Annotated in this window: 11 protein-coding genes; 4 read left to right on the forward strand and 7 right to left on the reverse strand. The window is 45.2% G+C overall.

The genetic code is table 11. The features are described from left to right. The 7 genes from ABUL11_RS02730 to ABUL11_RS02760 form a co-directional block, all read right to left on the reverse strand. A partial coding sequence (locus ABUL11_RS02730; RefSeq protein WP_350282329.1) for a glycosyltransferase occupies positions 1-649 on the reverse strand: 649 nt, incomplete at its 3' end. Next, positions 649-1,968, reverse strand: coding sequence for a hypothetical protein (locus ABUL11_RS02735; protein WP_350282330.1), 1,320 nt, complete (start codon positions 1,966-1,968; stop codon positions 649-651). The genes ABUL11_RS02730 and ABUL11_RS02735, both read right to left, overlap by 1 nt. Positions 1,969-2,015: 47 nt before the next feature. Further along, positions 2,016-3,107 carry a glycosyltransferase gene (locus ABUL11_RS02740; RefSeq protein ID WP_350282331.1) on the reverse strand — a complete coding sequence of 364 codons (1,092 nt, stop codon included), beginning with the start codon at positions 3,105-3,107 and terminating at the stop codon, positions 2,016-2,018. Next, positions 3,107-4,186 (reverse strand): ATP-grasp domain-containing protein, encoded by a 1,080-nt coding sequence (locus ABUL11_RS02745; protein ID WP_350282332.1) that lies wholly within the window; start codon positions 4,184-4,186, stop codon positions 3,107-3,109. The genes ABUL11_RS02740 and ABUL11_RS02745 overlap by 1 nt, the downstream gene beginning before the upstream one ends. Continuing rightward, positions 4,152-5,393 carry an oligosaccharide flippase family protein gene (locus tag ABUL11_RS02750; RefSeq protein ID WP_350282333.1) on the reverse strand — a complete coding sequence of 414 codons (1,242 nt, stop codon included), beginning with the start codon at positions 5,391-5,393 and terminating at the stop codon, positions 4,152-4,154. Before ABUL11_RS02750 ends, ABUL11_RS02745 begins: the two co-directional genes overlap by 35 nt. 86 nt (positions 5,394-5,479) lie before the next feature. Beyond that, positions 5,480-6,754: a Vi polysaccharide biosynthesis UDP-N-acetylglucosamine C-6 dehydrogenase TviB gene (gene tviB, locus ABUL11_RS02755; RefSeq protein WP_350282334.1), complete on the reverse strand. Its 1,275-nt coding sequence runs from the start codon at positions 6,752-6,754 to the stop codon at positions 5,480-5,482. A gap of 8 nt (positions 6,755-6,762) precedes the next feature. Then, the gene (locus ABUL11_RS02760; RefSeq protein WP_350282376.1) at positions 6,763-7,770 is read right to left on the reverse strand and encodes an NAD-dependent epimerase; all 1,008 of its coding nucleotides are present in this window, start codon (positions 7,768-7,770) and stop codon (positions 6,763-6,765) included. 694 nt (positions 7,771-8,464) lie between these two features. On the opposite strand from ABUL11_RS02760, the gene ABUL11_RS02765 reads away from it, so the two are divergent. The 4 genes from ABUL11_RS02765 (at position 8,465) to ABUL11_RS02780 (ending at position 14,235) form a co-directional block, all read left to right on the forward strand. Continuing rightward, positions 8,465-8,890, forward strand: coding sequence for a low molecular weight protein-tyrosine-phosphatase (locus ABUL11_RS02765; protein ID WP_350282377.1), 426 nt, complete (start codon positions 8,465-8,467; stop codon positions 8,888-8,890). 103 nt (positions 8,891-8,993) lie between these two features. Beyond that, entirely contained in the window at positions 8,994-10,211 is a 1,218-nt protein-coding gene (locus tag ABUL11_RS02770) for a polysaccharide export protein (RefSeq protein WP_350282335.1), read from the forward strand. Between the two features lie 140 nt (positions 10,212-10,351). Beyond that, positions 10,352-12,607, forward strand: coding sequence for a polysaccharide biosynthesis tyrosine autokinase (locus tag ABUL11_RS02775; protein ID WP_350282336.1), 2,256 nt, complete (start codon positions 10,352-10,354; stop codon positions 12,605-12,607). Continuing rightward, positions 12,604-14,235 carry an MraY family glycosyltransferase gene (locus tag ABUL11_RS02780; protein WP_350282337.1) on the forward strand — a complete coding sequence of 544 codons (1,632 nt, stop codon included), beginning with the start codon at positions 12,604-12,606 and terminating at the stop codon, positions 14,233-14,235. The genes ABUL11_RS02775 and ABUL11_RS02780 overlap by 4 nt, the downstream gene beginning before the upstream one ends. Positions 14,236-14,246 lie beyond the last annotated feature (11 nt).

Consider the following 14,246-nt stretch of genomic DNA (forward strand, 5'->3'; position numbering starts at 1 on the left):
ATGCATTCAGCAAATTCTCGTGATCCTTGAGTGGATCAAACCGTCCTACCATACCGATTAGCCAGCGATCCCCCACACTCCAGTCCGCACGCAGCCGTACACGCGCCTCTCCATCTATACAAAAGCGAACCAAATCATAGCCGTTGGAAATTACTTGCAATTTATCCGCCGCATAACCTAGATCACGATGTACTTCCAAGGCTTTTTGCGCGCAACATATGATGGTTGAGGGCACCCCGGAACTGATACGGGCACATAATCTGGCTACCCAAATGGTAGAGCGCTTCGATCTCTCCGTATCCAGCATAGTATGGTGAATACCCCAGAATACACGCTTTACGCCAGCCAGACGGGCAATAACGCCACCAATCAGGTCAGCGTGGTACATCCACGTTTGCACCACTTGCGGGCGAACCTGACGCAGCAGCTGCCACAGTTGCCACAATCCACTGGCCGTAACCCGGCCCCGTGGCATGCTCAGACAAGACACCTGCACCCCAGCCGAACGCAACAATGAGCCATATTTTCCATCATCCATTAACGAGACGACATAATGTTTGACAGTTTTGTCACTGGTACATAAACGGTACAGGACAACCTCGGCACCGCCATCGTTGAGACCAGAGATAACGTGAAAGATACAGCTCATCAAACAACTCGCCTCAATACCAGCATTAAAATCTTATAAAAGAATATCGACAGTATTAACAATAAAATTGGGAAAATAGAAGCAACAAAATTAGATGGGTTTGCATAAAAAATAGAAATAAAACTAATTTTTACGGCAGCGTAAGCCAGAAAAATACAACGCAATGAATCAGATTTGATGGCACCAAAAAAAACCTGCAGTAACTTTATAAATCCCCCAAATACCACACTTGTTATAAAAACCCCGAGAACATGCGCCTGCATAAGCCCTAATGTTATCAAATCAACAGGAATCGTTCCGGTTACACCATAATCCCCTTTTTTTGCACCTGAGATGACCAAAGTATTAATTTGTTCAACACCTTCAATCAAACCTGTAGTCCATGAAGAAGGAAGGAGATATAGTGGTGAATACAGTAAATCAGTAAAACCTCGATATAAATAATCTCCTCGTTCTAGCTGAGAAAAAAAACTCACGAAAGGGAAAGAAATTTCTTTCACCACATAGTATGAAAAGTTATCAGCTCCCTTTATTTCAAAGACATTGCTGATGATATATAGAAAATATAAAGTAGCTAGGCTACCGATCGTTCCGCCAATCACAACCATCTTGGCTGGAAAATGCCTCAGATAAATAAAAGCCAGTAGAAATACACATAAATAAATAACGAAGCCAGCTCTGCCAGACCACGAATACAATATATAAACTGAAAATAGAAATGCCAGCCAGAATCCCACAAAATTGAAAAATGTTTTGTTGCCATCTCTTCTGGCAGCCCAAAAAATATAGGAGGAAAAAAGAACCAAGTGGCCAAAAGGCTGCAAGAAACTCCACGGGTTATCTATCTCAAATATTCCCGATCTGATAGCCCTGGAATATTCAAGATAAGAAAAAAAGCCTCCAAAAGCACTGACATACAAATATCTCAATATAAAAGCGATAATAAGCATAGACCATGCAATAAATGCCAACTCTTTATAGCTAAGAAAAAAAATTCGTGATGATATCCTGATAGTAAAAGAAGTTGCTGATCTTAAAATATTCCACCCTAAAAATATGCCAAAAATAGAAAATAGAACGGATAAGTTATAAAATATCCAATAGTCTTTATCAAAAGCTATTCTTCCTGCTCCAAGAAAACCAGTTCCGGAGATGGCAGCATGTACAACAGCAACCCATCCCAACCCATATACCATGCCTATTGCCAATAGCGACCAAGATACCAGTGGCGGGTATTCCTTTCTCTGTGCACACACAACAGCCAATGCCAGTGAAACAAAAAAGATCAGAATACCTGCGACACTCGTTATAACAATCATTCAACAGCAGAAAATTATTGAGGCTGATTTCGACAAATCAACGAATGCTATCTTGGTATCAATAGCCTAAAATATGCATTAATCGCATTCTCGACATTAAAAAACAATGCACGTTCTATACTGTTAGCTGTATCAGATATTTGCAGATCTTCTGATATTGCCTTCGCCAATGCTTCCATATCTCCCATCGGTACCAGCTTCCCCCATTTACCTCCCTCCAGAATTTCATCTGGCCCATTCGGGCAATCCGTACTCACAACAGCAGCACCACAAGCCATTGCCTGAATCAGTACATTTGGCAATCCCTCCCATCTGGAAGACAGCACAAACAACTGTACACGACTCATCCATGCAAAAGGATTTTCTGAAAAACCCGGCAGTTGGATACTATCCTGCACCCCGAGAGATGCTGCCAGCTGTTCCAGCTCCGCACGCAACTCGCCTTCTCCCAGGATTACAAGACGGCAGTCGTACACGGCGCGTACCTGAGCGAAGGCACGAATCAGGGTAGAAAAATCTTTTTGCAGCGTGAGCCTTCCCACACCTAGAATAACAGGTGGTTTACTCTCTCCCAGCCACGGGTGTTCCAGCGGCATCCTGGATTTTTCGATCAATTCTGGTGTTACCACCGGGTTGAAAACCACAGATATCCGGTCACGCGGGAGGTTAATAGTTTTTGCCAGATCATTCGCCACGCCTCCGGATACTGCTGTCACCCCATCCGCTTTACGATAGGCCCACCGCATCATGTATAGCACCACACGCGAGCGCAGATCTTTTGAAGAGCTTCCGGATAACGAAACATTGTTACGTTCACTCACTACCAAGCGGACAGGTACTCTGGCCAGCATCCGTGCCACGACAGCAATCACATTGGCATGATTGAGCGCAGATAACATAGCCCGAGGGCGTTCCCGACGTAGATAACGCACCAGGCCGGGCAGGCTGGTCAGCACCCGGCTGGATTGCAAATCCACCACGCGCACCCCGGGTGATATTTCGGAAAGATAAGGGCCCTCTGCCTGCGCCAGTACAAGATCTATCTTCAAACCTCGATCAGCAAAACCATTGGCCAGCGTGACCATGGCTCGCTCGGCACCACCACCGCGCAGAGATGGAAGGTATATGGCAATATGCATCAGTTTTTCTCCACTGAAGAGGTGATCAAATCATCCACCATAAAATCTTGAGGATAAAAGCTTCCCTCCACCCATGTCATATCACTCTTCCAGTAACCTGGACATGGCAGATAACCATAAGATGCGAATGCATAACTCATCTCTACAACCAACGGGACGCCATCAGAAAAAACAAAATCCAGGGCAAGAGACTGTGATCCGGTTTTTTCTGCCAGATCAAATGTCATCCTGATACAAGCTTCGGGAATCAATTTCGGGTCATACAGAATTTTTCCACTCCCGGATGCTCTGAAATCCCCTTCACGCACCATCCTTTTTATGCCAAAAGCCCTTTTTCCTATGACAATCACCCGAATATCAAAATCGTTATCGGGAACAAAATCCTGGAAATAGGCATAATTTCTTTGAACCGGTAAACGTTTAAGGGTGGGATTTTTAATCAGTGCACGGAAGATTCCCCTGGAGATATTGAAAAAGGAAACAAAAGTCTTGTCTCTCCTAAACTGCCACCAGCGCTCACTCAAAGCATTCCAGCGCGAAACCGGTGGAAACCCGGTTGAAAAAGCCTTGTTGATAAGCTTTTCTGCTTTGTTTATATCATTCACCAGAGAAACATTACTGCTTCCAGCCCCCCCCCTCAGTTTGAAAACTTTTGGATATTCCGTTTTCCGGGCCCACTCCAGCGCCTTATCTCGACCAAGAAAAACGTAACTCTTAACCATAGGAACCCCTAAAGCTTCCATCAAGTATTTCTGTGCTATCTTGTCGTCAAAATGCCAACAAGTCTCAAAACTCGGAAAAACCTGGATCCCCATCAATTCCACAGCTTTTATCAACCCTCGTGCAATCAGCATGTCTTCAGCATAAGTCTGACTCCAGTTCCACATCAAAAACGAACAGTCAGCCAGTTCCCTAATAATATCGGATGAATGACAATCAACTGTTTTATACGGAATATTTTTTTGCCGGCAATACTCTACCCAACGGTCACTAAAGCTCCCTGACCGATTATGTATGCCGATCTTCTTCACAATAGATCTTCCACTAAAAGATTTTTTCAGCACATTTTCTGTAAGCAAGAAATCCCCATACCGCCATCACAACTCGTGCACCCACCAGCATGACCACTGCGCCATAAATTCCAAAAACCGGAACAATACTCAGCCCTATTAAAAAAAACAGAACAGATACCCATACAGAAATCAATCGGACATATCTGTCTTTCCCAGCCAGTACCAATCCGTTATGATGGAACGATAAAGTCATGAAATAAGCTAAAATCCCGCAGCTCATGAGCTTAATGTAATAAGCAATGCCAGCACTTTTATCAGCAAACAAAATTGTCGTAATAAAATCAGAAAAAATAAAACAAAGGATCATGAGTAATAAACCCATGAGCAGCATCAGCTTATGAAACTTTGGAATTACATTTCTATTTCTGGCCAAATAGGGGAAAAATGCATTCGAAATTATCATCCCGGCAGAATTGAATACATCGATTACTTTTGCCGCTGCACTGAAAAACCCTACTGCTATTGGCCCTTCAAACGTTCCCAGTAGAAAAAAAGCAGAATTGTTATACAAATTGGGCGCCAGTTGAGAAATAAAAATATCCCGCCCTTCTCTGTACACATCTTTTATCTTTTTTAGAGGAGGGATTTTGTACGAAACTTTATACTGACTGAATATCCAGAAAGCAGAAAAAATTGCACACCCGGCCATCGCTGCTGCATTTAATGCCGGAACCAGGTAATAATCTGACTCATCCTTAATAAGGATAAACATACCAGACAACATCAACAGTTTCGATGTGATACTAATAATAGCGCTCTGTCGCATTCGCTCCATGCCTCGGAAAAACCAGAGGGGAAACAAAGCCTGTGCAAAGATAAAAGCAAACGAAAATATGTACAGCCAAAAATGTTGATAAAAATCACTTATAAACAACACCATCGGAAAATAGATCAGCGCACTTGCCACGATAAGTAACATCGTAGCAGTAATAGTTTCGCTGTAGATAACAGCGATCTCTTCAGAATTATCACGATTTTGCGCAATTTTTCTAACTGCCGTTATCGTGAAACCATATTGCATCACTGCAGAAAAATACAAAGCAAAAGACAACGCATAGTTGACCAGCCCGAAACCCTCTATGCCCAGCACACGCACCAGATATGGCAGGGTTATTAATGGCACCAGATAATCCAGGCCTCGCACTATTGCAAGTGATACCAGATTGCCTAATACCCTGCGAAGATCGTTATTTTTTCTGGAAATATCAGCCAACGCAGTACATAAAAATTCTAGTGATCAAGAAATTTTGGGGACAAATATTTATAAATCTTCGTAGTTTTTGAATCCCAAGTACGGTACTACAGTCTCAGATCCGATTCCTGCGGGTCAAGAACATATTTGAGATCGTACAGAACAGCATTAGGTTTACCCAGTGCGCGAATGGCAGAAACACCCATGTCTTTGAACTGATGATGCGCCACGGCCAGGATAATGGCATCATAGCTGCCGGGTTTGGGCGCTTCGATCGGCGTGATACCGTATTCGTGCTGCGCTTCCTGGGGGGATACCCAAGGGTCGTATACATCTACGGCACAATTGTAGTCCTTGAGTTCGGCAACAATGTCCACGATGCGGGTATTGCGCAGATCAGGGCAGTTCTCCTTGAAAGCGAGGCCCATGACCAGTACCCGAGCCCCTTCCACCTGGATGCGTTTCTTGGTCATGGCCTTGACCAGTTGGGCAACAACGTAAGTTCCCATGCTGTCATTCAGCCGCCGACCAGCAAGAATGATTTCCGGATGGTAACCAATCGCCTGGGCCTTATGCGTCAGGTAGTACGGATCAACCCCGATGCAGTGGCCGCCCACCAAACCGGGGCGGAACGGCAGGAAATTCCATTTGCTGCCTGCTGCCTTGAGTACGGCCTCGGTATCAATTCCCATCTTGTTGAAAATCAATGCCAGTTCGTTGATGAGCGCGATGTTCAGGTCACGTTGAGTGTTTTCAATCACTTTGGCAGCTTCAGCCACTTTAATGCTTTCCGCTTTATGTGTACCGACAGTAATGATTTCGTTATACAGCCTATCTACTAGATCAGCGACTTCCGAAGTGGAACCGGAAGTCACTTTTCTGATAGTAGTGACGCGGTGCTCCTTGTCACCAGGATTGATCCGTTCCGGACTGTAGCCACAGTAAAAATCCTGGTTGAATTTAAGGCCGGATACACGTTCCAATACCGGCACACAATCTTCCTCGGTACATCCAGGGTAGACCGTGGATTCGTAAATGACAACATCACCCTTTTTCAATACCCTGCCAACCGTTTCAGAAGCTTTGATAAGTGGAGTGAGATCAGGGCGTTTGTACTCATCAATTGGTGTGGGAACAGTAACGATATAGCAGTTGCAGGCGCGCAGATCATCAACGTTCGTGGTATATGTCAGACACTTTGCTGCTGCCAGCTCCTCTCGGGTAGTTTCCAGTGTAAAATCGTTTCCGTTTTTGAGTTCATCGATACGATACTGATTGATGTCGAATCCGACCACAGGACGCTTACGGCCAAATTCAACAGCCAGTGGAAGGCCCACATAGCCAAGTCCGACAACGGCAAGCCTGATGTCATGGAGTTGCATTTTGTCTCCTACAGATTGAAGTAATCGCGATACCACACCACAAAGTTGGCTATCCCTTGCTCAACCGGCGTGGCTGGTTTGTAATCAAATTGTTCGACGAGATCGGAAACATCGGCATAAGTATCCGGCACATCGCCGGGTTGCAGAGGCAACATTTCCATCTCGGCTTTTTTTCCGAGGGCTTTTTCCAGGGCAGCGATGTAATCCATCAGCTCGACCGGACTATTATTACCTATGTTGTATACCCGCCAGGGAGCCATACTGGTGCCAGCATCCGGGCTTGCTCCACTCCAGACCGGGCTGGATCGGGCAGGCTGATCCAGTACACGAATGACTCCTTCAACGATGTCATCGATATAAGTAAAATCTCTGCGATGTTTACCATAATTGAAAACCGGAATTTTCTCTCCGGCCAGTATCGCTCTGGTAAATTTGAACAGCGCCATATCCGGACGCCCCCACGGGCCATAAACGGTGAAAAAGCGCAGACCAGTAGTCGGCAGATTATACAAATGGCTGTAGGTATGGGCCATCAGCTCGTTCGATTTTTTGCTGGCTGCATAAAGGCTTAGCGGATGATCAACGTTGTGATGTACTGAGAACGGCATCATCGTGTTGGCGCCATAGACGCTGGAACTGCTGGCATACACCAGATGCTCGACATCATTATGGCGACAACCTTCAAGAATATGAGCAAAGCCGACAATATTGCTGTCAATATAAGCAAGCGGGTTTTCGATGGAATAGCGCACCCCGGCCTGCGCTGCCAGATTCACCACGCGTTGCGGTTTGTGCGTTTCAAAACAGGCTTTGATACCTTCACGATCTGCCAGATCGAGACGCAAATGGGTGTAACCAGGATGATCAGTAAATCGGATAAGGCGATCTTCCTTCAATTTGGGATCATAATAATCATTATGGTTATCAATACCGATGACGGTATCACCTCGTTCAAGCAACCGCAGCACCAGGGTAGACCCAATAAAACCGGCTGAACCGGTAATAAGTACTTTCAATTCATCGCTCCCGAATAAATCACGTGTATAAACTTCATTGGACCAGTAATGACTCGTTTTGGGGTTCGACACCACGCTACTGTCATACTTGGACTTCCAGCACATAGCAGGAAATCAGATACGGTCAGATCTAAATTCCCGAAATACAAAACGCGCAACCTCAAACTTCAGTTGAATGGATACCTTCGCATTTACCCGATAGCACTTCACAACATCTCATTTCTTTATTACATGAAGCACCCCAGAGCACTAAAAGATTATCATTGTGTCTCATTTGCACAAAAGAAGATAAAACCAGGAAATCAGGTTTTCCCTGATATTTGGGAAAATTCGTGAATGGCAGTTAAAATATACCAGATAGGCGGCAAGAAAAATAACAATAGCGTACTGCCCTATAAATGATGTATAAGTACTCCCTGTGCGTGCTGATATAATTAATCATCCAATCCGGATCATCTCATCAGCAAGCCGTTAAAAACATAACAAGGATAGTCGAACAAAGCGCACAGCGACCAAAACAATTGGCGGACGGACGAGAAGCAAACATCGTGTAACACCGCAAATAATCCATCATAGTGGCTTTTTAACAGTCTGTCAGCCCGCAAAAAGTAAATCCCTGTATCAATAAAAGAGAAAGCTGAAAAATTTTCGGATTTCAACGTGGTATGGAAAATCTGGATTGTTCAACAACATATTGATTGTTTGCGTGGGTAATATATGCAGAAGCCCCATGGCGGAAGCAGTTTTGAAACACACGCTGACCACCGCGGGTAAAACGAGTCGTTTTGTCAGTTCTGCTGGTTTAGGCGCATTGATAGACCATGAAGCTGATCCTGTAGCCTGCCGGTTAATGGTGGAAAAAGGGCTCGATATCTCCGCCCACCGTGCCCGACAATTGACCGATGATATGATTCACAAGGCTGATCTCATACTGGTCATGGAAGCATGGCAAAAATCTGCGATAGAAGCACGTACACCCAGTGCAAAAGGAAAAATATTCCGTCTCGGAGAATGGGAAAAAATTGATATTAGCGACCCGTATCGGAAAGATTCATCAGAATTCATACGATCACTGGCGCTCATTGAACAAAGCGTAGCTCAGTGGGCAGCAAAATTATGAAAGCTCGCTATTTACATTTACCTGAAATATTTACCTGACCCCTAAATACTTTGACTCCTAGGTTAATGTACACCTTCACAAAGGCCAGCAAACCTCTTCAAGTATGATCAGTGTATTTACCAAATCCTGTCTTGTCCCGCTGATATTATGCCAACTTGCAGCCTGTACCATAATACCGGGCCAGCACATGAGCCCGTTCACACGTCAATCCAGTGTGGAAATGCCCTCCCGGGAAAACGATGAAGCCATTCTGAAGAGGCTCAATATTCAGACGATCAATGCTGAACTGATCATCGAGCTCGAGAAAAATTACAAAAATTTCAGCCTCGCCCCTGATAATGTTGCCAATCACTATTTCGATTATCGTATCGGTTCTAGTACTATCAAAGGTACTCCCATAAAAAATGAGCCCTACACTCAATACCGGGTGGGGCCGAGAGATATTCTCAATATCACTGTCTGGGATCACCCCGAACTCACCATTCCTGCCGGAGAATTCCGCTCTGCCGAAGCTGCAGGAAATGTAGTCGGTGAAGACGGCACATTTTTCTACCCTTATGTCGGTATCGTTCAGGCTGCCGGGCGAACAGTCGAAGATATTCGCGAAGAGCTGACCAAGAGACTTTCGAAATACATTGAGTTCGTTCAACTCGATGTACGGGTAGCGGCCTACCGCAGCCAGCGGGTCTATGTAGTAGGCGAAGTTACTCAACCCGGCGTTCAGCTGGTCAGGGATATTCCCCTAACGGTACTGGAGGCCATCAACAATGCTGGGGGCGTAAACTCTGATGCGGATTTACGCAATATCATCCTGACACGAGACGATAAAACCTACAGTATCAACCTGCTCAGCCTCTATGAAGGAGGAGACGTTACCCAAAATGTTCTGCTCCAGCATGGTGATGTACTGAATGTGCCAGACAGCTCACTGAACAAAGTTTTCGTACTGGGAGAAACCAATCATTTCGTCGCCGGTGGTGCTATCGGCCGGTCACGAAGTCTGGTAATGAATAAGGCGCGCATGACGCTGACTGAGGCGCTCAGCGAGGCCGGTGGCTTCGATCAGGAAACCTCCGATCCCGCCAGAATCTTTGTTTTCCGTGGAGGACTAGGCAAACCGGAGATCTACCATCTGAACGCAAAATCGCCTGATGCCCTGCTTCTGGCCGACCGTTTTCCGCTGCAACCCCGTGATGTCATCTATGTCGACCGAGCCGAAGGAATACGCTGGAACCAGATCATCGGACAGATTCAGCCAACGATAAATCTGTTGAACGCATTTGATGGTGCATTGAGAATTCAACCCTTTCTGAGACATTAGCACCAGTATCGTTTCATTGTTATATCACTGTACCGCTGTCAGCCTCACAGCACAAAGCCATACAAGACCGAGGCATAGAACTGCATCATTGCTTCAATAAGAAACCATCCTCCAATCCTGTAACTCATTTATCTTGTGATATGCCATCCGACTCATCAAGAAACCTTACGGAGCCTGTAACCCCCCAAGTCAATGACGAAATTGATTTGGGTGAATTGCTGGATATACTGGCCGATAACAAGAAACTGATTCTTGTCATCACATTCATCACCTGTCTTATCGGTGCTGCCATATCATATCTGAGCCATCCAATCTATAAAGCAGACAGCTTGTTACAGATCAAGGAAAACGGCCAGTCCATGGTGGAACAACTGGATTCTCTATCAAACTTCTTGGAGACCAAAACCCCTGTACAAGCCGAAATCGAGCTGATCAAATCCAGGATGATCTTGGGAAAAACGATCAAGAATCTGCATCTCGACATCGTTGCCGCTCCCAAATTCTTCCCTCTCATAGGGAGTGCAGCAGCAAGATGGTTGCAACGGCTTAATGGCGACGACACACTATCTACTCCACCCTTCGGATTGGCGCATTATGCCTGGGGAGGGGAGGCCATCCAGGTAGATACACTCGAAGTTCCCGAAAACTGGAAGAACGAAGAAATCATTTTACGGGCAACCAGTGAAAGCCAGTTCAAACTTATCTATCAGGATGAGGTTTTTCTCGAAGGTGAAGTGGGCAAGCTGGCCGTCAAACAACCGAAAGGTTATTTGCAGCCTGTCAAAATTTTTGTCACCTATCTGCGATCACGCCCCGATACCTTGTTCATCCTGACACGTCGTTCCAAAGGTGAAGCAATTCGACGATTGAAGGAAACCCTTTCCATTACAGAAATTGGTAAGGGTACCGGTATCCTTGAATTAGCCATCGAATCAGATGATCGAAAAGAAGCCGTTCGCATTGTCAATGAAATTGCCAACACCTATCTCCAGCAGAATGTCGAGCAAAAATCGGCAGAATCCCAGAAAACACTTGTATTCCTGGAGAAACAATTACCAGCACTCAAGGAGCAATTGGAAACAGCCACCAGTGTCCTAAACGATTACAGAATCCGCAAGGGCTCGATCAATCTGGATCTTGAAACTCAGAACATACTAACAGGAACAGTCGAACTGAATACCCAGGTTACACTCTTGCAGCAAAAACGGGATGAATTACGACAGAAATTCACGGAATCTCATCCTAATGTCATTGCAATTGACAAGCAGATCAGCAGACTACAGGCACAAATCAATGCTTTTGATAGAAAAATCGGGGGGTTACCGGAAACTCAACAAATTATTCTGAGATTATCACGAGATGTGGAAGTCAATGCTGAACTCTACACTACGCTGCTGAACCATGCCCAGACCATACGTGTTGCCAAAGCAGGCACGGTAGGCAACGTAAGAATCATTGATTACGCCATGCTACCTGATCTGCCGGTCAAACCCAAAAAAACTCTGATCATGGGCACTGCATTGATAGCAGGGTTAATGATAGGAATCGTAATTACTTTTATTCGCAAATCACTCAGCTATGGTATAAAAGATCCCAGCATAATCGAGAAATCTTTGAATATACCGGTTTATGCAACGATCCAGTACAGCAAATATCAAAAATTAATCGAAAAGAAACTGAAAAGTGAACCAACATCGAGCAATCATTCTCCACTTTTACTAGCACTGGAAAATAAAGAAGATCTTGCGATGGAGAGTCTGCGCAGTTTGCGTACTACCCTGCACTTTGCGTTTCTGGAGGCACACAACAATATTGTCATGATTACCGGACCGAGTCCAGGAATCGGTAAAACGTTTGTTTCAGCGAATCTGGCCATCACAATGGCGGATGCCGGCAAAAAAGTATTGCTGATAGATGGAGATTTACGCCGAGGTAATATTCATAAACACATGCGCTTGGACAGAGAAAACGGCCTCTCCGAACTGATCAGCCGATCAATTGATCTGAGTGATGCGATCAAATCAATTCCACAAGCAGCTATCGATTTTATTCCGACCGGCAAAGTCCCACCTAATCCCTCGGAATTACTGCTGCATGAGCGCTTCAGTCAATTGCTGAAGACTGTCAGTAATCAATATGATCTGGTCATTATCGATTCTCCACCCATCCTGGCTGCCACTGATGCCGCTATCATCGGTCGTCTGGCCAGTGTCACCCTGATGGCAGTCAAAGCCGGAACTCACCCGCTACGAGAACTCGAACAGAGTGTAAAGAAACTTGTACAAGCAGGCGTAAATCTGAAGGGTGTGATATTCAATGGCATTCCTGAGACCTTGTCGCGCCACAAATATGGTCAGTATGTATACCAGTACGATTACCGGAGTAAAAAGCGATGAATGAACTCACCTCTACATTCTTCAGTATTTCTACAGATATAAACAAACCAGTAAAACCTGAGCTTTCAGAACAAATTACTCTATTCGCCATCAGTACAATACTGGCGGGTCTTACCATCCGCCTAGCAATTTCTCTGGCACATACTTACGGCATTCTGGATCATCCAGGACAGCACAAACAGCACAAGCACCTCACACCATTCGTAGGAGGAACTGGAATCTTCGCTGCCCTGCTCGTCGCCTTCTGTTTCTTAATCGGTTATTATCCGGAACAGTCAGTGAAGTGGCTGGGACTGGGGATCAGTTCTGTCATTATTTTTACTATGGGTTTTGCTGATGACATCCTCCAGCTCCACTATAAAACACGCCTGGCCGTACAAACTGTCGCCGTTCTGATCATGACGCTGGTAAGCGGGATTGTATTGACTGATCTTGGCAATATTTTCCCTGGTGAAACTCTGTCGCTGGGAATTTTCGCCATACCTTTCACGCTCTTTGCCACTATCGGGGGTATCAATGCACTGAACATGATAGATGGAATAGACGGATTATCCGGTTCCGTAACACTCATGAGCCTGATACTGCTGGGTTCAGTAGCGCTGATAGGCGACAATCAACCCAGTCTCATTATCATCATTGCCCTCATCGGTGGCACCATAGGATTTCTGTTTTTCAATCTCCGCTATAGGCTGCAACCCCGGGCAAGAGTATTTCTTGGTGATAACGGCAGTATGCTATTGGGATTCGTGATTACCTGGCTTCTGATAGATCTTTCTCAAGGCAGTAACCGGGCCATGACACCCGTTACTGCTCTCTGGCTGTTTTCCGTTCCTCTGATGGATACCATCAGTATCATGCTGCGCCGAATCTGGCAGCACAAGTCGCCATTTGAACCAGATCATAATCATTTGCATCATATCCTTCTCAACGCCGGCTACCGTGTCAACGATGTCATATTTGCCATTGTCTTGATACATTTGTTGTTTGGTCTGATCGGACTCACCGGCCTGTATCTGAAAATAAATGAACTCACCATGTTCATGGGTTTCCTGCTACTTTTTTCCGGATATTTCTACTTGTCTCTCCATCCCTGGTACTTTATTACGGCCTTGCGTCAGTTTCACACGCTTTGGGGGCTTACCCCGACACAGAGTCATGGTTTCTTCCTGGGCAGCTACACTCCAAAGGAAGCGGAAAACCTGGTCCGTATGCTTTCACAGGAACTGAGACCCAGCATGGATTCACTGGTACATGTAATCAAAAATAAAACTCCATCATCAAACGATGAAGAAAACCAGTATGCTGTCGTCGTCAATATACGTTTACTGGATACAGATGTCAGAATAAAAGACAAAACCGAGAGCTTCGTAACTTCAGCTCAGAAGCGTATAAACGAACATTGCGGTATCCAGTTGCGTCCTTTTGTAGAACACAACCCGCGGAATGATAGAAGAATACAGGATAAAAATAATTCTTCAGGAAACAAACGTGTGGCCGACCGGCGCAAACCCAACCAAAAACTGCTGGTATTTGAAGCAATGTTTGATCAGACTTCAATATCTGAACGAGATTATTACCAAGAATCAGTAGAATCAGTAGAACCACCAACCAACCAGAGTAATTCCTAAAGATCCAACTT

Source organism: Nitrosomonas sp. (genome assembly GCF_040256045.1).
Taxonomy (GTDB): Bacteria; Pseudomonadota; Gammaproteobacteria; order Burkholderiales; family Nitrosomonadaceae; genus Nitrosomonas.